Annotated in this window: 16 protein-coding genes and 1 pseudogene; 8 read left to right on the top strand and 9 right to left on the bottom strand. The window is 40.7% G+C overall.

Annotated features, from left to right (window positions below):
- Position 1: 1 nt before the first annotated feature.
- The 4 genes and pseudogenes from ruvA to pbpC all read right to left on the bottom strand — a co-directional run bounded on the left by ruvA (position 2) and on the right by pbpC (position 5,144).
- Positions 2-586: a Holliday junction branch migration protein RuvA gene (ruvA, locus tag AM608_RS05115; protein ID WP_053580974.1), complete on the bottom strand. Its 585-nt coding sequence runs from the start codon at positions 584-586 to the stop codon at positions 2-4.
- 207 nt (positions 587-793) lie between these two features.
- Positions 794-1,489 carry a hypothetical protein gene (locus AM608_RS05110; protein ID WP_053580973.1) on the bottom strand — a complete coding sequence of 232 codons (696 nt, stop codon included), beginning with the start codon at positions 1,487-1,489 and terminating at the stop codon, positions 794-796.
- 66 nt (positions 1,490-1,555) lie between these two features.
- Positions 1,556-2,140 carry a Crp/Fnr family transcriptional regulator gene (locus AM608_RS05105; RefSeq protein WP_053580972.1) on the bottom strand — a complete coding sequence of 195 codons (585 nt, stop codon included), beginning with the start codon at positions 2,138-2,140 and terminating at the stop codon, positions 1,556-1,558.
- Positions 2,141-2,766: 626 nt separating this feature from the next.
- Positions 2,767-5,144, bottom strand: a pseudogene (gene pbpC, locus AM608_RS05095) (penicillin-binding protein 1C).
- A gap of 293 nt (positions 5,145-5,437) precedes the next feature.
- Here pbpC and AM608_RS05090 point away from each other — a divergent pair.
- Together AM608_RS05090 and AM608_RS05085 are read left to right on the top strand one after the other, a co-directional pair.
- Positions 5,438-6,229 carry a DUF3108 domain-containing protein gene (locus AM608_RS05090; protein WP_053580970.1) on the top strand — a complete coding sequence of 264 codons (792 nt, stop codon included), beginning with the start codon at positions 5,438-5,440 and terminating at the stop codon, positions 6,227-6,229.
- A 76-nt stretch (positions 6,230-6,305) separates the two neighbouring features.
- Positions 6,306-8,741, top strand: coding sequence for a tetratricopeptide repeat protein (locus AM608_RS05085; protein WP_053580969.1), 2,436 nt, complete (start codon positions 6,306-6,308; stop codon positions 8,739-8,741).
- 175 nt (positions 8,742-8,916) lie between these two features.
- Here the strand turns inward: AM608_RS05085 and AM608_RS05080 are convergent, their stop codons facing one another.
- Both AM608_RS05080 and AM608_RS05075 read right to left on the bottom strand, forming a co-directional pair.
- Positions 8,917-9,783, bottom strand: a complete 867-nt coding sequence (locus AM608_RS05080) for a geranylgeranylglycerol-phosphate geranylgeranyltransferase (protein ID WP_053580968.1) — start codon at positions 9,781-9,783, stop codon at positions 8,917-8,919.
- Between the two features lie 28 nt (positions 9,784-9,811).
- The gene (locus tag AM608_RS05075) at positions 9,812-11,134 is read right to left on the bottom strand and encodes a lytic transglycosylase domain-containing protein (RefSeq protein ID WP_053580967.1); all 1,323 of its coding nucleotides are present in this window, start codon (positions 11,132-11,134) and stop codon (positions 9,812-9,814) included.
- Between the two features lie 361 nt (positions 11,135-11,495).
- On the opposite strand from AM608_RS05075, the gene greA reads away from it, so the two are divergent.
- Genes greA through AM608_RS05065 form a run of 3 tightly spaced genes read left to right on the top strand, consistent with a single transcriptional unit; the run spans position 11,496 to position 12,576 of the window.
- Positions 11,496-11,969, top strand: a complete 474-nt coding sequence (gene greA, locus AM608_RS05070) for a transcription elongation factor GreA (RefSeq protein WP_002673366.1) — start codon at positions 11,496-11,498, stop codon at positions 11,967-11,969.
- Positions 11,970-12,017: 48 nt separating this feature from the next.
- Positions 12,018-12,158, top strand: a complete 141-nt coding sequence (locus tag AM608_RS12245; protein ID WP_172672746.1) for a hypothetical protein — start codon at positions 12,018-12,020, stop codon at positions 12,156-12,158.
- A gap of 31 nt (positions 12,159-12,189) precedes the next feature.
- Positions 12,190-12,576 carry an HIT family protein gene (locus AM608_RS05065; RefSeq protein ID WP_053580966.1) on the top strand — a complete coding sequence of 129 codons (387 nt, stop codon included), beginning with the start codon at positions 12,190-12,192 and terminating at the stop codon, positions 12,574-12,576.
- 84 nt (positions 12,577-12,660) lie between these two features.
- Here the strand turns inward: AM608_RS05065 and trxA are convergent, their stop codons facing one another.
- The 3 genes from trxA to AM608_RS12100 all read right to left on the bottom strand — a co-directional run bounded on the left by trxA (position 12,661) and on the right by AM608_RS12100 (position 14,445).
- Positions 12,661-12,981 (bottom strand): thioredoxin, encoded by a 321-nt coding sequence (gene trxA, locus AM608_RS05060; RefSeq protein ID WP_034555701.1) that lies wholly within the window; start codon positions 12,979-12,981, stop codon positions 12,661-12,663.
- A gap of 107 nt (positions 12,982-13,088) precedes the next feature.
- Complete coding sequence (locus tag AM608_RS05055) at positions 13,089-13,889, bottom strand: DUF4476 domain-containing protein (RefSeq protein WP_053580965.1); 801 nt, start codon at positions 13,887-13,889, stop codon at positions 13,089-13,091.
- Positions 13,890-14,238: 349 nt separating this feature from the next.
- Complete coding sequence (locus AM608_RS12100) at positions 14,239-14,445, bottom strand: hypothetical protein (RefSeq protein WP_157466263.1); 207 nt, start codon at positions 14,443-14,445, stop codon at positions 14,239-14,241.
- Between the two features lie 58 nt (positions 14,446-14,503).
- Between AM608_RS12100 and AM608_RS05050 the strand changes: the two genes are divergently transcribed.
- The 3 genes from AM608_RS05050 to AM608_RS05040 all read left to right on the top strand — a co-directional run bounded on the left by AM608_RS05050 (position 14,504) and on the right by AM608_RS05040 (position 21,253).
- Positions 14,504-15,370, top strand: coding sequence for a lysophospholipid acyltransferase family protein (locus AM608_RS05050; RefSeq protein ID WP_053580964.1), 867 nt, complete (start codon positions 14,504-14,506; stop codon positions 15,368-15,370).
- A gap of 525 nt (positions 15,371-15,895) precedes the next feature.
- Positions 15,896-18,178 carry a GH92 family glycosyl hydrolase gene (locus AM608_RS05045; protein WP_053580963.1) on the top strand — a complete coding sequence of 761 codons (2,283 nt, stop codon included), beginning with the start codon at positions 15,896-15,898 and terminating at the stop codon, positions 18,176-18,178.
- Between the two features lie 87 nt (positions 18,179-18,265).
- Positions 18,266-21,253 carry a VIT domain-containing protein gene (locus AM608_RS05040; protein WP_053580962.1) on the top strand — a complete coding sequence of 996 codons (2,988 nt, stop codon included), beginning with the start codon at positions 18,266-18,268 and terminating at the stop codon, positions 21,251-21,253.
- The last annotated feature ends 33 nt before the right edge of the window (positions 21,254-21,286 follow it).

Below are 21,286 nucleotides of genomic sequence, written 5' to 3'. Positions count from 1 at the left end.
TTTACAAGCGTTTGAGGGCTTGCTTGATAATTTCTTCTACTGAAAGCTCTTCGCTGCTTGATTTGATAATGATATCAACTACTTTTTCGGCTTGTTTGCGCATAAAGCCCAATACTTCTAAGGCAGCAAGAGCTTCTTCTTTGTGGGTGCTTACGGCGTTCATAGGCACCTCTTCAAAGTCTTGGAGCTTGAGCATTTTATCTTTTAAATCTAATATTACCCGTTGGGCTGTTTTAGCACCTATACCTTTTACTGCTTGAATGGTAGCTACCTCGCCATTGATGATAGCACTGCGCACTTGTGTAGCGGTAAGTGCTGAGAGCATCGTACGAGCAGTACTAGCACCTACTCCCGATACTGAAAGAAGCAATACAAACACTTCGCGTTCGGCTTTGGTGAGGAAGCCATAGAGTGTATGTGCATCTTCTTTTATTTGCAAATAGGTGTATAGTTTAATAGCTTCGCCTTCGGGTAGCGCTGAATAAGTATTCAAGCTAATATTTACGAAATAGCCCACCCCGTGGCAGTCGATTACTACGTGAGTAGGGTTCTTTTCTACGAGTTTTCCTTGTAATTGTGTAATCATTAGTTCAATTTGAAGATTGAGTAGTGCAAAGGTACAAATAATTAGAGAATTAGCAAATTAGAAAATGAGAGAATTAGAAAATTAGCAAATGGGGTGCTAGTTACAAGCTTGAACTAGAAGAGATTAACTTTGCCAAAGGTGCGAGCCGCACAGGCAGTCGTAGCACGACGGGCAATTAACTTTGGCAAAGTATGTGATTGTTCATTCTCAATTATCAATTGTGAATTGAGAAAGTAGTTCTTCCGAGCGTTTGCGTCCTGCTAAATAATGAGGGTCAAGCTCTATCGCTTTTTGCAGATAAGCGATAGCTTGTGCGCGGTATTTGCGCTGAGGGTGTTGCTTTGCCCACGCCCAATACACAAAACTCATTATCTTCCACGAAGCATACTCTGGATTTTGAGCCTCCTTTCGGATGATATTTTCAAAGTCGATTTTGGCTAAAGCACGCTTGCTGAAATAAAACCAAGGTAGGTTCTCGGCTACGCTACCGCGCATAAATTCAGGAAGATAGTGTACCGCTCCGTACTTTTTAATAGCCGTTTCAAAGAGCTTAAAACTTTTGCCGATAAGTGAGAGCTTAAAAGTTTCGCCGGCTACCAAAGCCATTGCCGAAGCCTCGTAAGAAAGGATAAAAGGTTGTAACGCCTCAGGTGTTTCGGGGTTGGCTTTGCATTCTGATAAAATCGTGAGACTCTTTTGTGCATAGCCTTTATACTGCTTGCTAAAAAAGCCTAAATTTAAGGCTACTTCGTGATAAATAATCCCTAAGCGCACTTTGTTCAGCAAGGAAGGGTTTGCCTTGTAATCAGCTTCTACTTCAGGAAGTTTGGCTTGTAAAAGGTCGTTGTCGATGAATTCCATTACATCGTCTAAGGCGATTTGATAATCGTTGAGTGTTTTCATTACGTGTTCTTTTTTTAATTTGGGGCAAAGGTACGGCGCAATGAGCTTCTCACTCGTTGACTTAAGTTAAGATTTTTTATTGTGCATACGTTTTTGCAATCGGCTTAAACTTTCGGGACTGATACCCAGTAGATTGGCAATGTACTTCTGCGGTACTCGCTGAAAGAGTTCGGGGCGTGAGTGCAACAGATGTTGAAAGCGCTCTTCGGGTTTATCGGCAGCAAGGTACATAGCGGTATCGGTGGCGCGCTGTAAGATTTGTTCCGCCATCAACCTGCCGAAAGTCTCAAAGTTGTGGTGCAGGACATAAAGGGCAAAGAGCTGTTCTTTACTGATACTATAAACGGTGGTCTCGTCTAAGGCTTGCAACGACAGATTGGAGGGGGTACCGTTATTAAAACTCATAAAGGCGGTCGTCCATTGATTTTCAAGCGAAATATCACAGGTCTTTTCGGTGCCGTCGTCTTTGGTATGAAAGTGACGCACACAGCCTTTGACAATAAAAAAGAGATGTTTACAAGGCTGAGGGGCTTCTAAAAGCATTGCTTTTTTAGCAAAGATGCGCTCTTGAAAAAAGCTGTCTACCGCGCTGAGTTCTTCGTCGGTAAAAGGAAGGGCTTGCTGAAAATGGTTTTTTAAAGAATCGTACATTGACAAAGTTTATTACTTTAATACTGATATTAAATTAACTATTAGGAGCGACAAAAGTAGGAGAAAATTAGCAAATTAGCAAATGAGAGAATTAGAAAATGGGGTGCGAGTTACAAGCTTGAACTAAAGAAGATTAACTTTGCCAAAGTTTCAAACTTTGGCAAAGTTTGAGATGAAAAAGCGATGTATTGAGACTGTTAGGAGGGTTCGGAAGGAAACGGAGATGTTCGGAAGAGGAGAAGGAGGATTTTTGATGAAAAAAGGCTATGAGAAGGGTGGGGGTAGCTTATAGAGAGCTTATAGGAAGCTTATACGAATCTTGGACGATTGGTATAGAAAGGGTGTGTAAAAAGTTGATTCATAATATAATACAACAACGCTAAAAATGTTAAAAACGGGGTTTCGAGGCGAAAGAAAGAGGAATTAATGACGAGGGATGAATGACGAATGACGAAGGAGATGTGATGAAAATCTGTTGCTGGTTATCTTTAAAAAGGAAGTGTAGTGGTGGAAAGGTTAAATATATTTAACTTTGCCAAAGGTCGTAGGAGAACAGGCAATTAAGGAAAGACGGATATAAATTGGTAAATTGATAAATTAGCAAATTAGCAAATAGATAAATTGGGTTATCGGCATATGATGGTAATGGCTCTTTCTTCGCCTTTTTCGTTGATGATACGCAGGGTGTGATTACCTTTGGGGGCAAAGATATTCATCTCGTGAAAGGTTTCGGTGGTGCCGAGAAAAGCATCGTCTAAATACCAAAAAACCTTGCCTTCGCGATTGGCAGCTTTCGCTGTAAAGGGTTGTTGCTCCCCTCCAAAAGTTTTAGTGGTGTAGAGTACGCTTTGGTGTTTGGGGTAAACGAAATCCAAGCCCCTTTGCAGATTGCCTTGTGTGCAATCGGGACGTAGGGGGGGAGTGGCTTGTAGTGAATATGTTGCTGTTTGTAATACCATTCCATTACGGGAGGTAATACGAACCACGCTTTGTTTACAATGTTTTGTGGAGATTCGCAAGAGGTGTTTACTTGGTACTGCTCGTCACGGTCGAGGTGTACGAGCTTATGATAAGGACATTGCCCCACTTCCTTAGGAGCGAGATTGCTGAGTACCTTTTGCTTAGGGCATTCGGGTTTGGCAAGGAAACCAGAATTGGCACAGACGGAAACCTCGCGCAGGTCGTCTAAGGGTTCTGAAAACCACGAAGTAGGAGGGAGGGCGTTGAAGATACTGAACATCACCGGAGCGGCGTAGGTAGCCCCTGTGAGGGTGGGACGTCCTTCGCCTGTGGCATTGCCTACCCACACCGCCACCACATACTGAGGTGTAGCACCAATCGCCCAGGCATCTTTATTGCCAAAGCTGGTACCCGTTTTCCACGCTATTTTGCGCGACGACTCGTAGTAGCGCCACGCTATATCATCGGTAGGGCGGTTCACTTCCTTCATTGCACTGAACATCTTGTAGAGCGCTCCCGCCCTGAGTGTAGGTAGTTCGCGAGTGTTTTTTCCGAAATCTAAGGGGGCAGTATCGGTATAACGCAAGTGTTGAAATTCCTTAGTACGATAGTGCTGAGTGCGCGCAAAGACTTCCGTTTCCGAAGCTAGATTGGTATACGCCTGTGCCAAATCCCACAGATTGCTCTCGGCACCTCCGAGGATAATGGAAAGACCATAATGGTCGGGGTGGCGGTTGATGTTTTTCAGTTGCAAGTGTTGTAACACATCGTAGAAACGATAGGTAGTAAACTGCTTTAAGAGCCATACAAACGGAATGTTTAGCGATTTGGCTAAAGCCATATCGGCAGAGACAGCACCTTCAAAACTATTGCTAAAATTCTGAGGTGAATAGCCTCCTATTTGAGTAGGGACATCGGGTACTAACTGGGTGGGGAGGAGTTCTCCCTCGTGCAACATCGCTGCATAGAGAAAAGGTTTGAGCACACTGCCTGTACTGCGAGGTGCGTGCACGATATCCACATCTTTTTGATGGTCGGTATCGGTAGGGGTGTTGCCTACGTAGGCGAGCACTTTGCGCGTTTTCACTTCTACCACCAAAGCTGCCATATTATAGATTTCGGACTGTGAGTAGTGGGTGTAATACCCTGCTATAAGACTGTTTACCTTCTCTTGCAAGTTTAGCGACACCGTAGAGCTAATGCGCTCACCTTCTTGGGTTTTAGAAGCAAAAATAAGCAGGTGAGGCGCGAGTTGCGGAATAGGATGAGGTTCACCAGGAAGAGGTTCTAAAAGTGCCAAATCGTATGTTTCTTTATCGATGATATTTTTAAGGAGAAGTTTGTAAAGCAACGCATTGCGTTTCTGCAAGAGACGTTCTTGGTTCTTACCAGGAAAAATAAGGCTGGGTGCATTAGGGAGGACTGCCAATGTAGCCGATTGTGCCCACGAAAGCTGATGAGGAGCGACACCAAAGTAACGCCAGGCTGCCATATCGAGTCCCACAACGTTGCCACCAAAGGGAGCGTGAGAGGCGTAGAGTTTGAGGATACTCTCCTTAGAATAGCGGAACTCCAATCGGGTAGCCCATATCATTTCAATAAGTTTCTCGAAATAAGTGCGCTGTTGGTGTTCACGAGCGATGCGTATCACCTGCTGGGTGAGCGTACTACCGCCGCGCTGTACTTTACCACTGCTCACATTGCGATAGAGAGCCTTGACTACCGATATGGGATTTACCCCCCAATGGTAATAAAAATGAGCATCTTCGAACTGCAATACCGACATTTTAAAGCGGTAGGGCACACTGTCTACTTCGGGGAAGCGCCATTGTCCGTCGTCCGCAATCTTAGCCCCAAGTAATTTACCCTCGCTACTTTCCAACACCGTGGCATAAGGTTGTGGGAAGAGCTGACGAGGCAGGCAGAAAGCATACCACACAAAGCATAGCACTGCTATCGCTGTTTTGATAGGGTGGTGGCGGAGTTTTTGCTTTGTTAAGAAAAGGATATGTAAAATTTTATTTTTCAATTGTTTTTGCGTCACGGATTTTGTAAAAGCCTAAGAGACTTTGACAAAGAGTTTTTAAAGTCTCTCACGGATTACGCGGAAGCCCCCAAACCCTCGAAAGGGGACAATCCACGAAGGGATTTATAATTAGTGTTATATTTTGAAATACTATTGATTAACGCTATCATAACACGAATAACTTCTAAAAAATCGGGCAAATGTAACATAAAAAAATGAGATGGAAGTCACAAGGCTGTTGAAAAGTGGCACGTTAATTGCTCTTTGGCACATTAATTTATTGTCTTATTGACAGATTAACACGTTAATATATGAAACATTTAAGTATTGTTATTGTCTTTTTTTTGTTATTAGTAAGCCCCATAGTAGGAGCTCAAACTGCTGAATTACCTTTCAAAGGAGGAGAATGGTTGCGTTTTAAAGTAAAATATGGTGTATTTAACGCCAGCATTGCTACAATGGCAGTTAATGAAGAGATGTATAACGGCGAAAAGGTGTTTCACGCAGTGGGTAAAGGTGCCACTACTGGTTTGGCACGTATATTTTTCAAAGTAGATGATACTTATGAGAGTTATTTTGGCATAACAGATGGTAAACCACGACTTTTTATAAGAAATATTTACGAAGGAGGATATACTAAATACCTCAAAATGTATTTTAATCATACCAGCAATAAGGTAAAAATAAACAATGTAGAAAACGGCAATATTACCGAAATAAACTTTCAGCCAGGTTTACAAGATGTAATATCAGCGTTCTACGCACTTCGTCATCACCCTAATATCGAAAATATGAAAGTAGGGGGGCAGATATCTATGGATATGATTTTTGATGATGACGAGGTATACAAGTTCAAACTAAAACTATTAGGTCGCGAAAAAGTAAAGACGCATTTTGGTACGGTTAATACCTTAAAGTTCTGTCCGTTAGTACAAGATGGACGCGTGTTTAAGGAAGAAGAAAGCATCACGATGTGGATTACCGACGACAAGAATAAAGTGCCTGTGAAGCTAAAAGCTTCGTTGCGTGTAGGTTCGTTGGTAGCTGAGCTTGATGGCTTTAATAATCTTAAAAATGACACAAATTTGAAAAAAAAGAAATAATTGTGTAGTTAGTTTATTTTTTTTACGTATATTTGTCGCCTCAAAGCGGAAGTAATCAAAAATAAACAAATATACTATGAAAAACTTGTTTTTAGCAGTCTCTATTTTTCTTGCAACATTATCGTATGGGCAAGATGCGAATGTAAAAAAACTCATCAAACTTGCCGAGAAGGGAGATGTACAAGCACAAACTGAATTAGCTGATGCTTATTTTAAAGGAAAGGGTGTAAGGCGCTCTTATCAGGAAGCCGTAGTATGGCTTGAAAAAGTAGCCGAGACAGGCGATTTAAATGCACAATACCAGTTGGCACAATGCTATTTTAACGGTAAAGGCGTACCAAAATCACCACAAAAAGGAGTGGAATGGCTCACCAAAGTAGCCGATGCGGGTAACCCTGAAGCGCAACGTGAGTTGGCACTATGCTACCGCGATGGCAAAGGCGTAGAACAATCGAAAGAGAAGTATTACGCACTTATAGAGAAGCACGCTGAGAAAGAGAACGCTGAAGTGCAGTTAGACCTTGCTAAGGCGTACCACTCAGGTGAAGGAGTTACTAAAGATGTGAATAAGGCTAAGTATTGGGCAGAACAAGCTTCAAAGAACGGCAACTCGGAAGCGGAATTGCTATTAGCTTCTTGGACATATGAAGTCAATGCATCAAACCCAGAAGCAATAAAGCGTTTAACCCAAGTGGCTAATAAAGGCAATACCGAAGCGCAAAGAATGCTTGCCGATGCTTACTTAGAAGGTAAAGGCGTAGAAAAATCGGAAGCTAAAGCTATTGAAATGCTTGAAAAAGCAGCCAAAGGAGGCGATGCTGAAGCAATGTACCAATTAGGAAACTTTTACTTCTATGGCAACAGTCCGCTTATAGGGAAATACTACAAGAAAGCAATTAATTACTATACCCAAGCCGCTAACAAAGGCAATGCAGCAGCACAAGCACAGTTGGCACTTTGCTTCTACAATGGCATAGGCACCAATGCTTCCCCGAAAGATGCTTTTAGTTGGATACTCAAATCAGTAAATACCAATCCTACTCCTAAAGCGCAAAATAACTTAGGGGTATGTTATGCAGTGGGGATAGGAGCACACCCCTCAAATGCGCAAGCCTTAGAGTTTTTCCAAAAAGCTGCTGAAGCAGGTGATGTAACAGCGCAATACAACTTAGGAAATATGCTTTTGCAAGAAGGACAGTTAGACGTGAAAAAGGGCTTTGACTACCTCGAGAAAGCAGCTGCGGCTAATCATCTTTTAGCGCTTAAGAAATTAGGTGATTTATACTTCAACGGGAAATACACCAATCAATCGTTTGAACGAGCCTTTGAATATTATACTAAGGCTTCTAAACAAACACCTACTCCACAAAAGGAAATGTTAGACTACTTCTACCAAGGACAAGAAGAGGCGTATGCCGATGTGTTATACAATCTTTCACAATGCTATGCCGAAGGTAAAGGAGTGAAGAAATCGATGAGAGAAGCCGGCAAGTGGGCAGTAAAAGCTGCTGGGCTTTCTAATAAATACGCTTTTGATTGGCTTAATAAAATAGTTGAAAAGAATGACCCAAAAGAGAGTCCGGAAGTGATATTGGCAGTAGCTGATGGTTATTTCTATGCTAAAGGGACAAGTAAACAAAATGATAAAGCCTTTCCACTCTATGAAAAATTAGCCAAACAACAAGATAATACCACTGCACAAAAACGTTTGATGGAGTATTATTTTGAAGTAAAGAATCCAGATAAGAACGATGAGAAAGCAGTTTATTGGGCAGAGAGAGTGGCTAAGAAAGGAGATGCTTCTACTCAATTCAGCTTAGGGAAATACTATATGACAATGGTACCCGATGTGAAGCCACAACCGGCAACTCCCGCTCCTAAACCAACACCTAAAAAGCCAGCAACTACCGCTACGCCTACTGTTGCTGTTACCTCATCACACAATATAGAGCCTAATAGTCCTGAAGCCGAAGCACGTGCTGAGTTACTTCGCAGACAAAGAGGAGGCAAGAGTATTTCTTCTGCCAAACAGCAATATGCTGTGAGAGCAAGTACACGACCTGCCGTAGCACAAAACGCTCCGAAAACGCCTATGAAACACCTCAATGAAACCAAAGGGATACATTGGCTTGCCAAAGCAGCTGAACAAAACAATGTGGAGGCGCTTAATGAGTTAGGCTCTTATTATTTTGAGAAGCAAAACTTTGGTCAGGCATTGGCTAACTTCCAAAAGTCGGCACAACGTGATTACGCTCAAGGACAATACAACTTAGCTAACTGTTATTACAATGGGAATGGTATAGACCGTTCGTATGAGAAAGCCGCTAATTACTACAAATTATCTGCACGTAAGGATTATGCTCCTGCGCAATTCCGTTTAGGGCATTGCTATTATCACGGTGAAGGCATAGAACAATCGGATAGTAGGGCTGCCGATTGGTTTGAACAAGCTTGCGATAACGGTGAGAAGAAAGCTTGCGATATGCTGAAAGTAGTTACCGCTAAAAAGTAAACTCTCCTTTTTCAAATAATAAATGCGGAAAGAGCTGTCTTATTAAGACAGCTCTTTTTGTTATTTAGCGAGAGTTTGATGTAAGAGAGAAGTAACTATCCAAAGGGTTACTTTGGTAAAGTAGTGTAACTGCAAAAGTGTTTGAATATTAATAAATCGTTACATTGAACTGATATTATTTTACAGTAAGTGCTACGCTGAATATGCCTGCTACTAATATCAATTTAAGCATATTGTGGAGCAATGCATAATGTTTTTGGTCTTTACTTCGCCAAAGAAGATATACAAAAATACATAAATATATAAGCATAAACCATAGGAAATAGGTTAGGTTTCCTATCGAAAAATAATTGAGCAATATGTAAATAGGTAAGGCGCACAACACAACGCTTAGGGTAATGAGCTTTCTGGAGAAGGACTCTCCATATACTACGGGTATAGTAGCGTAGTTATGAGCCAAATCTCCTTTAATATTTTGTAAATCTTTAATAAATTCCTTGATAAGGATAAGCAAAAAGATGAGTAGGGCGTGTACGAAAATTATCGCCTCGAAGTTGCGGTAATACACAAAGATGGCAAAAAAAGGAATAATAGCCAATACTGCCGAAGTGAGGTTGCCAAAAAATAATAATTTCTTGATACGGTGAGAATAGAGCCACATCGTGAAGATATATCCTGAGAAGAAAATCACTGCTCTGAATGATACATAACTGGCTACAATTACTGAAAGGAAGTTGAGCAAAAAGTAAAGAGTGAGTTTAGTATTTTGACTTACTAAATGGTCTATCATTGTTTTGGTAGGCTTATTGATAAGGTCTTTTTCTTTGTCGTAAAAACCATTGATAATATAGCCCCCTGCGATAGCCAAGGCTCCTGCAATGACGAGCATCAGTAAAGAATCGTCAAAAATTACCTCACGCCAAGGTTTATGCGAAAGCACAAAGATAGCAGCTAAATATTGGGCGAGGCATACTATCACTATATTATAACCTCGTACAGCCGAAAAAATTCCGATGAGCTTTAATAAGGTAGTTCTCCTCATTATGTGTATGTTTTGTGCTTGTTAGCCGTTACCTATAGATAGAGAGCCGTTGTCCTACACGAATATTACTGCCCTTGATACGATTCCAACGTTTGAGATTAGAAACTGTTACTCCGTGCCGTGTAGCAATCTTTCCTAAATTATCTCCTTTCTTTACCGTGTAGACTGTTTTCTTAGAAGATCTGCCTCCTGCATATTGGTCGCCTTTTACTACTTGAGGGAGAGGTTGCTCACGGTTTGCTTTCTCTTCATTAAGGTAAGCATAGATAGCCTCTTCGTTAGCTACAAACTTACCTATCTCGGAAATAGGCAAGCGCACGGCGTAGTTACGACCTTCAACATAAGGGACAACATCTAATTGATAGGAAGGGTTAAAAAACTGAATATCTTTTACGTCCATACCTGTAATATCAGAAATATCTTTAAAAGATATAGCTTGCTTTACGCGGACAGTATCGGTTTCAAAAACGTGATTAGCGCGCTTTTGAGGTTTGAAGCCGTGTTCTTTGGCATATTCAAAAATATAGAGAGTTGCCAAGAAAGCGGGTACATATCCAGCGGTTTCTCTGGGAAGATAAGGGCGCAAATTCCAATAGTTAGTCTTGCCATTGGAACGGCGAATGGCTTTGGTTACATTACCTGGTCCTGAATTGTAAGCGGCGAGTGTTAAATCCCAGTCACCAAATATTTTATAGAGTTCATTTAGGTATTTTGCAGCTGCTTTGGTAGAGCGAATGGGGTCGCTACGCTCATCAACATAGTTATTTACTTCTAAGCCATAACCTTTACCTGTACTGTACATAAACTGCCATAAGCCTGTAGCTCCTGCACGCGAACGAGCCTTAGGGTTTAGAGCCGACTCGATAATGGCTAAATACTTCATCTCCAAAGGAATCTTTTGATTACTCATCTCTTGTTCAAACATCGGGAAATAATAATCACTAAGAGTCATTAGGCGCTCTAAAGAAGAACGGCGATTTTTGAGAAACGACTTGATTACCTGTTCCAAGATAGGATTATACTCTACATTGAAAGGAGTTTTCTGGTTAAGTTTCTCTAATCGTTTTTTGAGGACTTCAGTAGGAAGTTCGTCGTAGGTTACATCGGTGGGGGTAGTAGCAATATCTTCACTCATTTGCTCAAATAAATCGGAATTAGAGAGTTCTTTTAGCCATTTTTCATCGTATTTTCTTGCCTTAGGATTGTCGTTTAGTTTGCGAAGAGCTTCGCGTTTGTTGTTAGCAATAGTTTGATTGATGGTATCTTTGGAGAACGAGCTCTGTGCTTCAACGGATAAACTACCGATTAAAAAACAAAAAAGAGTTCCCAATGTATATTTTTTAAGTGTCATATTATTGTTGAGTGTTTTTTAACTTAGATTTAGCAAGGGGACAAAGTTATTAAAAATATTGAAATGCAACAAATATATAGTTATTTTTTTCAAAATCCTCACTGAATTGATACCAAAAGTGTGCCAAGATTTGTTATTTTTGGGTAAAGGTATTTTTAGATAAGAGGTAGCTTATACAAAACTTATGTTAATTAGCATTAGTGATTTTATATTTGATATCAAAAGAAGAAAAGCGTATTACTTTGTTATAAAAAGTTTGTCAGTTTAAAAAAAAGTATTACCTTTGCCCGCAGAAATCCTCAGAGAGACTATTTGAGGATTTTTTATTTTTATATAAACATAACAACATTAAAAGGATATTATGAAGAAAGTATCATATTACACTGCTGAAGGGCTGAAAAAGCTTCGTGATGAGCTCAATCAGCTGAAAGATGTGGAGCGCCCTCGTGCTTCTCAAGCTATTGCTGAGGCACGTGACAAAGGAGACCTTTCAGAAAACGCTGAGTACGACGCTGCTAAAGAAGCACAAGGTTTATTGGAAATGAAGATTGCCAAACTCGAAGAATTGGTAGCTAATGCTCGCATTATCGATGAATCACAACTTGATGTGAGCAAAGTGCTTGTGCTCTCTACCGTAAAGTTGAAAAATTTAGCTAACAAGATGGAGATTACTTATACCCTTGTAGCAGAAAGTGAAGCCGACCTAAAAGCAGGGAAAATATCGGTAAGTTCGCCTATTGGCAAAGGCCTCTTGGGCAAATCAGTAGGTGAAATAGCTGAGATTAAGGTACCTAATGGCACTCTTAAATTGGAGATTTTAGAAATCTCAAGATAGATAAGAGGTAAGAACATATACTAAATATAGTTTTTTTATTACTAAAATATGATTTTATCCCAATCAGAAGAAAAACTTGCAACAAAGCAAGATTTAGCGCAGGCTAAGTTAGATATCATAAAATGGGTGGTGGGATTATTTATTACTCTTGCCCTTATGATTATTGGTTTATACTTAAAGATTGGCTAAGTCCTAAAACCTGAACTAACAAATAAAAAAAATGAGTATTTTTACAAAAATTATCAATGGGGAAATTCCTTGCTACAAAGTAGCAGAAGACGATGAGTTTATTGCTTTTTTCGATATTAACCCTAATGCCAAAGGACATACCCTCTGCGTGCCTAAACAAGAAATCAGCTATATTTTTGATATGGATGACGACCATTACTTGCGCTTGATGGCTTTCTCGAAACGTGTAGCCAAGGCTCTTGAAAAGGTAGTGCCTTGTAAGCGCATAGGGATAGCTGTGGTGGGACTTGAAGTACCTCATACACACGTGCATCTCATTCCTATCAGCGAGATGGAGGAAATGACTTTCCAACACAAAGTAAAACTTACCGATGAGGAGTTTAAAGCGCTTGCAAAGAAAGTAAGAGAAGCGTTTTAGCCCTTAAAGAAGACGATATAAAAAAGGCTATCAACAATTACAATAAGTTGTTGATAGCCTTTTTTGTTGTAACACGACAAGCAATTAAGACAATAATCCGTCTAATGCATCGGTGTAAGTCTTTTTAGGAGCTACTCCCACTTGGCGACCTACTACCTCTCCATTTTGGAAAACCAATACGGTAGGGATATTGCGAATACCATATTTAGCAGCAAATTCTTGGTTGTTATCCACATCTACTTTGCCTACTACTACTCTACCTTCGTATTCTTTAGATATTTCTTCTATAACGGGAGCGAGCATACGGCAAGGTCCACACCACACTGCCCAAAAGTCTACTAATACAGGTTGGCTACTTTTAAGTACCAACTCTTCAAAATTTCCATCTGTTATTTCTAATGCCATACTAATATGTTTTTATATTGTAATTAAATTTGAGGCAAAGATACAAACTTTATTAAAAATACAAAACCTCACGGTAATAGTTTTTTGTTATACTACTATAACGTTTGTTATCTGCGCACTGATTGTAGGAACTCTGATAGTTTCTTTTTACCAGATGAGAAGGTGAATTTAGCTTGCAACTGGTAATAGTTTTGAGGGTCGACGACATTAGGATAGGCTTCTTGTGCGATGATGAGTTTATTATCGTCAAAAGAAAGTTCTTCCATCAGTTCACCTATTTGCTCAGTGGTAAACGATACGATATTCTTTTGGGCACGGAAGAAAGCTAGCTTGTCTTTATCGAAACTTTCGTCCTTGTACATCTTAAAGAAGTTATTAAAATCACCTTGACGCATCATAGGAGCACCTCCATAGCCTCCACCGTATGAGCGATTCCACACATCATTCCATTGACGACCGTGATAGGAGGGCTGATTGTTGTTCAAGCTAATTTCGTCTAACAAATAGAGTCCTTCGCGTGAAAAGAAGTCCATTATCATACGGGTGTTGTTACGGGGATTGATAGTTACTCGATAAATGAGCGTACGTCCTTGCCAGATGCTGAGTGGTTGAGGGTTAGCTGTTACGTCGAAGAAGCGGTACATACCGGTAGTACTGGTGATTTCTTGGTCGCCTATACTCACTGTAAAGCGGTCGCGTTCAGGAATACGGATAAAGACTTCGGCATAACCGCCGTTATAGTCGTATTCCCAATCGATATTTACTGAGATACCACCCCGCCCAATGACAGCGCGCGCTTGTTTGTTTTGACGGTATTCGTTTTGTAACAAACGACCTGCTGAGCCTACTTCTTGTGCCCAGCTTACTGAGGTTAAAACCCCTAAGCATAGTAATAATAACTTTTTCATAAGTGTATGTAGATTAAAAAGCCTCCGAACCCCCGAAGGGGGACAATCCGCAAAAGCGATAAATGTTTTAAAATCTCGCACGGATTTCACAGATTTTACGGATTCTTCGGCAATAAATTTAAGTAAATAACATATTAATTCACGGATTTCTCACCTAAAGGTGAGGGATTTTACGGAATTTATGACTTTACATCTTCTTATAGTAAATAGCGAATTTCGTGCCAAAGACGTTTTTTAGGTAAAAGGTAAGAGGTAAAAGGTAAAAAAGTGTAGTTATTAAATGAAATGTTAAGTAATATTTATAGAAAAACAGAAATGGATTGCAAATAAATAGGCTTATTCCTTAGGGCTAATTGCCATTAGCCCCTACACGTACTAAACAATTAGCCCCTACACGTACTGAAAAGAACTTATTATTAGGGTAATTAGCTTTGCCAAAGGTCGTAGCACGACAGGCAAGTTGTAGCACAACAGACGAATCGTAGCACGACAAGCAATTTAAAGCTTTGGTAAAGTTTGCCACGAACTTTCTTTCTTTGGAAAATACAAAAATCACAGATTTACTTTTTTGGGTAATATTAAATTATTAACTTTGCCACAAAATTAGGGACAGAATGAATTTATTAATTTATATTATTGCTTATCCTATTGTTTGGGGGATTTCGCGATTGCCTTTTTGGCTTCTTTATGGAGTATCGGATTTCTTTTACTTTATACTTTATACTCTATTGAAATACAGGGTGAAAGTGGTACGCAAGAACCTCCATACGGCTTTTCCTTTTAAAACAGAAGCGGAACTTAGAACGATAGAACGCAAATTTTACCATCACTTTTGTGATACTTTATTAGAAATGGTGAAATCATACGGAATGAGTGAAAAAGAGATGAAGAAGCGTATGGTGTTTCCTAATCTTGAAGTGCTCAAAAAGTATGAAGAAGAGGAGCGTAATATCCTCATTATGTGTAGTCATTATGCGAGTTATGAGTGGTTGTTGTCTTTGGCTTATTTTCTTGAACACAAGTCGTATGCGCTTTATACTCCGCTGAGCAATAAGTATTTTGACAGATTGTTACAAAAAATACGAATGAAACACCACAGTTACCTTTTGCCTCGCTATACGGCGCATAGAGAAATGAAAAAACACAAAGATGCGCACGGGGTGTATTGCTATGGTTTTGCTTCTGACCAAATTCCTAATAATAAGAAGAACTATCGGCGTCCGTTTTTAGGGCTTAATGTGCCTGTATTTACAGGGGCGGAACGCTTGGGAAAGGCACTTAATACGGTGATTGTATTTGCTAAAATAGAGAAAGTAAAGCGCGGTTATTACCAAACTACCTTTGAAGTATTGGCGGAAAATCCTACTGAATACGTGGATTTTCAGATTACAGATATGTTTTTTGAACGTATCAATAGGCAGATTTATGATAAACCAGAGTTTTACCTGTGGACGCACAATAGGTTTAAGAGAATGCAATAAGAGTTCGAAAATTAGCAAATGAGGAAATTAGCAAATGAGGAAATGAGGTGCGAGCCACACGGGCTATTAACTTTGGCAAAGTTTGAGATGAAAAAGCGATGAGTTGGGAGTATTAGGAATATCCGGAAGATATCGAAGAAGTTTGGAAGAAGGGAGAGAGGGATTTTGGTGAGAAAAGGCTGTAAGAAGGGTGGGGTTAGCTTATAGGGAGCTTATAGGAAGCTTATACGAATCTTGGACGATTGGTATAGAAAGGGTATATAAGTTGTTGATTCATACTGTAATACAACAACGCTAAAAATGTTAAAAACGGGGTTTCGAGGCGAAAGAAAGAGGAAGAGGCAATAGGCCTTAGGCCATAGGCACTAGGGGGAAGTATGAAGGAAAAGGGGAGTGTGGTGACGGGGAAAGTGAAGGGAAAGTGAAGATAAAGAGCGGCTGTATGACGGTTATCATAACTCATTATAGACCATATGTTATTAATTTTTAATGCTTGACTCATATTATAAAATAATATCTAATTGAATGAAAATTGTAATTATTAAGATGAAAAAGATATTATACTTTGTGTTTTTGTGTTTGATGATGGCTTGTAACAAGCAAGCAAACACTTCAAAAGAAGAAACTAAACAGGACACTACTTCGGCAGTGCCCGAAACCTCTTACACTGAGTATGTAAACCCACTGATGGGTACGGACTCGAAGTTTAGTTTATCGAATGGGAATACTTACCCTGCTATTGCGGTGCCTTGGGGTATGCACTTCTGGGCACCCCAAACGGGCAAAATGGGCGACGGCTGGGCATATCAATATCACGCTGATAAGCTCGTAGGCTTTAAGCAAACCCACCAACCGAGTCCGTGGATTAATGACTATGGGGCTTTTGCACTGATGCCGGTAGTGGGTGACTTGAAAATTAAAGAGGAAGAACGCGCTTCGTGGTTCTCTCATAAGGCAGAAACGGCTCAGCCTCACTACTACAAGGTGTATTTAGCCGATTATGATACATCGGTGGAAATTACGCCTACCAGTAGAGCAGCGCAGTTCCGCATTACCTTCCCTGAGAGCGATAAGGCTTATTTGGTTTTAGATGCTTATTTTAAAGGCTCGATGGTGCAAGTGTTGCCCAAAGAACGCAAAATTATAGGCTATGCCCGCAACAACAGTGGGGGAGTACCTGAGAATTTTCACAATTACTTTGTGCTTACTTTCGACAAGGATTTTGAGAGTGTACAGACGTGGAGCGACGGCTTTAAGCTGACAAAAAATGCTGAAAGCAAGGGCGAACACACAGGGGCAGTGATAGGTTTCCGCACGAAAAAAGGTGAACAGGTAACCGTAAGAGTAGCTTCGTCGTTTATTTCGCCTGAGCAAGCCCTATTGAACTTGCAAACGGAACTGGGTAATGACACTTTTGAACAGACGAAACAAAAAGCACTTACTCTTTGGGAGAGTGAACTAGGCAAAATACAAGTGGAAGATGAGAATATAGACCATTTGCGCACTTTCTACTCCTGTTTGTATCGCACACTGCTCTTCCCACGCACTTTCTACGAATACAACAAAGAAGGTGAAATGGTGCATTACAGTCCGTATAACGGTAAGGTGGAAAAGGGGTATATGTTTACTGACAACGGTTTTTGGGATACTTTCCGGGCAGTATTTCCGCTTTTCAACCTGTTGTATCCTGAGATGAATCAACAGATGATGAAGGGATTGGTGAACGCTTATAAAGAATCGGGCTGGTTACCCGAATGGGCAAGTCCGGGTCATAGGGATTGTATGATAGGGTCGAACTCGGCTTCTATCATTGCTGATGCTTACCTGAAAGGGAATATAGACGAGGCTGATGCTGAAATTCTTTTAGAAGCGATGCTGAAGAACGCTACCCAAAACGATGGCAGACCGGTGAAATCGGTAGGACGTGAGGGGGTGAATTACTACAATAGTTTGGGTTATGTACCTTATGATGTGAAGATTAACGAGAATGTAGCCCGCACATTGGAGTACGCTTACGCCGATTATTGCATTGCTCGTATGGCAGAAAAGATGGGTAAGGCGCAGGTTGCTAAACAGTATTACGAACAATCGAAACGCTACAAGAATGTGTTTGACCCCGAAACTAAGTGGATGCGAGGCAAGAATAAGGACGGTAAGTTCCAGTCGCCATTTAATCCGCTGAAATGGGGAGATGCGTTTACCGAAGGGAACAGTTTGCACTACACGTGGTCGGTATTTCAGGATATTGAAGGACTTATACAGCTAATGGGAGGCAAAGAGGCTTTTGAAAAGAAGATAGATGAAGTGTTTGAGATGCCACCGCTGTTTGACGATTCGTACTACGGTTTTACCATACACGAAATACGCGAGATGCAACTCATAAATATGGGCAACTACGCACACGGCAATCAGCCCATACAGCACCTTATCTACCTATACAACTACGCTGGTAAACCCCAAAAAGCACAAGCTAAACTACGGGAAGTGATGGAGAAACTCTATACCCCTACGCCCGACGGTTATTGCGGTGATGAGGATAACGGACAGACCTCGGCTTGGTATGTATTTTCAGCCTTAGGCTTTTACCCTGTTACCCCTGCCAGTGATAACTACATACTTGGTAATCCACTGTTTAAAACGGTGAGCTTGCAACTGCCTGAGGGCAAGAAGTTTTTAATAAAGAGTGTGGCACGCAATTCGGATAACAACTTAGTAGAGTACGTACAACTGAACGGCAAGAAAATAGAAGGTTTTGAAGTGCCGTTTGGCGCATTTAGAGAGAATGGAACTTTGACGTTTTTCAGGTAATGAATAAATGTAAAAATTAGTAGATTAGTGAATTTGGTACGCTCTTTGATTTACAGACAGTAGTTTCATCAAAACCATTGTTTAGTAATGAGAATCAAGCATTTTTTATCAGCAACAGCTTTACTACTTCCCTTACTGTTAACCGCACAGAAATCGGTAGTGCCAGAGGTGAAGGTAGTGAATGAGCGCAATGCCAACCCGATGGTATTGCAAGACCTTTCAGTAGATATATTAGTGGTAGGGCAAACGGCTGTTACTACTATGGAAATGACCTTCTACAATCCCAACACCCGCGTAATGGAAGGCGAGTTTCAGTTCCCGCTTTCCGACGGACAGCAGGTGTCGCGCTTTGCCTTAGATATCAATGGCAAACTGCGTGAAGGTGTGGTAGTAGACAAAGCCTTAGGGCGCAAAGCCTTTGAGGATATTGTGCGCAGGGGTGTAGACCCAGGCTTATTAGAAAAAACTGAGGGTAACAATTTTAAAGCGCGTGTATACCCTATGCCTGCTAAAGGTACTCGCCGTGTACTCATCGCCTTTGAACAAGAACTACACGAACGAGGCGGACAAGATTACTACTTCTTGCCTATCACGGCTAACGTAACCCTTAAAAACTTCAAGGTGCGTACTGAGGTAGTATCACGCTTTGTAAAGGCAGATATTCAGAACAGTCTGCAATTAGACTTCAAACAAGCGCGCAATAGCTATATCAGTGAGGTGAGCAAGCAAAACTTCACGCTCAACCAGAACATTGCACTTACTTTCCCGAAAATTGAGAAATCACAAACTATTAGCGCTACCCAAGGCAGTAAAAGCTATTTTTATGGTAATATAGCTTTGAGCGATACCAAAGCTAAAAGTAGCCCCATTCCTAAAGGAATAGGACTCTTATGGGACGTATCGCACTCAGCAATCCAACGCGATAGAGAAAAAGAGTTTGTTTTCTTAGATGCTTATTTTAAGGAACTTAAAGACACTAAGGTAGTGCTTAGTACTTTTAATATTCGTTCTGCTAAACCGCTTACTTTTGAGGTGAAAAACGGTAATTGGCAAGCACTCAAATCGCATTTAGAAAGTTTGCAATACGATGGTGCTACCGATGGTAATGCTATTGATTTCAACCTCAAAACAGATGAAATATTACTTTTTAGCGACGGTATTTTTAACTTTGGCAGTAAAGAATTTTCTGTAAACGAAGTAGTGAAACAAGCTAAAATACCGGTGAGTGTGGTGAATGCTTCGGCGGTTGCCAATACTCCAAAAATGCAATACCTCGCCAATGCTACGGGTGGTAACTTTATAGATTTGACAACCCTCACTACTGAGCAAGCAATAAAAGTAGCACGCACTGTACCTTTCCAACTGCTAGATATAGAAGTGAAAAGCGGTAAAGTAACCAAAATCTTCCCACAGAAAGGAGCTACTATTAACAAAGGTAATTTCACCCTTGCAGGTGAATTGCAAAGTGAGGAAGCAACCTTAGTACTTAGTTTTGGTTACCCTAAAAAGGTAATGGTGCAAAAAGAAGTAAAATTTGTAGCAAACCCCGATGCTTCTGAAAGTGAGTTCAACCTTTTGCGCCGTATATGGGCAGAGAAGCAAATTGCACAACTGCAACGAGAAGGTATTGAACAAAAACAAATAGATGCGGTAGGACGTGAGTACGGCATTGTAACCGAAGGCAATTCGCTGATAGTATTAGAAACCGTAGAAGATTATGTACGTTACCGTATTACGCCACCTGCCGAATTACAGCAAGAGTACTCCAAACGCTTAGCAAATGAGCAAAAGCAAAAAGAGGATACTGCTAAGCGTATTTTGGATAGAGTCGTAGAGCAATCGGAAAAGCAAAGTAAATGGTGGCATACCGAATATCCTGTGAAAGGCACTGAACCTAAGAAAAATGTTAATAACTCTAATGATACTCCTGTAAGAATAAGAGGGGTGGCTTCTGGGGTAGCACAAGAAGTTAGAAGTGAGGAGGTTGCTGCTATAGAAGTTGACGAAAGTGCAGAATTAAATGAAGTAGTTGTAGTAGGTTATTCTCCACGAAGAAAAGCAGCTATGACGGGAGCTATAAATAGTAGAGTTGCTGATTCTCCTAGTGGTAACACTACTGCTAAAAAAGATGTTTCTTTATCACGCAAACCAGCAAGTCCTGTTCCTGTACCTGCCTCAAAAATAGAGCTCAACGCCTATAACCCTGATACGCCTTATTTAAAGGTAATGGAGTACACTGAGGAAGCAAAAGCAGTAGAAACCTATTACAAACTCAAAAAAGAATACGGTAACACACCTTCCTTTTATGTAGATGTAGCCGACTATTTCTTTAAGAAAGGTAATCGTGAGCAAGCTATCTTGGTAGTTTCCAATTTGGCAGAGCTCGGTTTAGACGACCCTCAGTTGTTGCGTATGTTAGGCTACAAGCTCAGCAACTACAATGCTAAGAAAGAAGCGGTATGGGTATTCCGTAAGGTGGTAACTCTGCGTGAAGAAGAACCACAGTCTTTTCGTGATTTGGGCTTAGCACTTGCCGACGATGGTGCCTATAACGAAGCCGTGAAAAACCTTTATAAAGTAGTTACAAGCGAGTGGAGCAGTCGTTTTGGCGATATACAAATCGTAACAATGAACGATATCAATAGCCTCGTCGCACGCCACAAGGGTATAGACGTGAGTTATATCGACAAGCGTTTGCTCAAAAAAGAACCCGTAGATGTGCGAGTAGTGCTCAGTTGGGATACTGATAGCTGCGATATGGACTTATGGGTAACCGACCCCAAAGACGAGAAGTGTTACTACCAAAACACTCTTACTTACCTTGGTGGTAAAATCTCACGTGATGTTACTCAAGGCTACGGACCTGAAGAATTTATGCTCAAGAGAGCTGAAAAAGGCAAGTACAAAGTGCAAGTGGATTACTTTGGCACTCGCTCACAAAAGCAACTGATGCCTGTGAACTTGCGTATTACTTTCTATACTCACTATGGTACGCCCCAGCAAAAACAGCAAGAAACCACTGTACGCCTCAGTAATGCTAAGGAAGTGATTGAAGTAGGAAGTTTTGAATTTTAATAATTAATGCTTAATAATTAAAGATAAAAGGCT

It is taken from the genome of Capnocytophaga sp. oral taxon 323 (genome assembly GCF_001278825.1).
Taxonomy (GTDB): Bacteria; Bacteroidota; Bacteroidia; order Flavobacteriales; family Flavobacteriaceae; genus Capnocytophaga; species Capnocytophaga ochracea.
The sequence above is the reverse complement of the archived record's forward strand: the minus strand, read 5'-3'. Positions and strand labels throughout refer to the sequence as shown.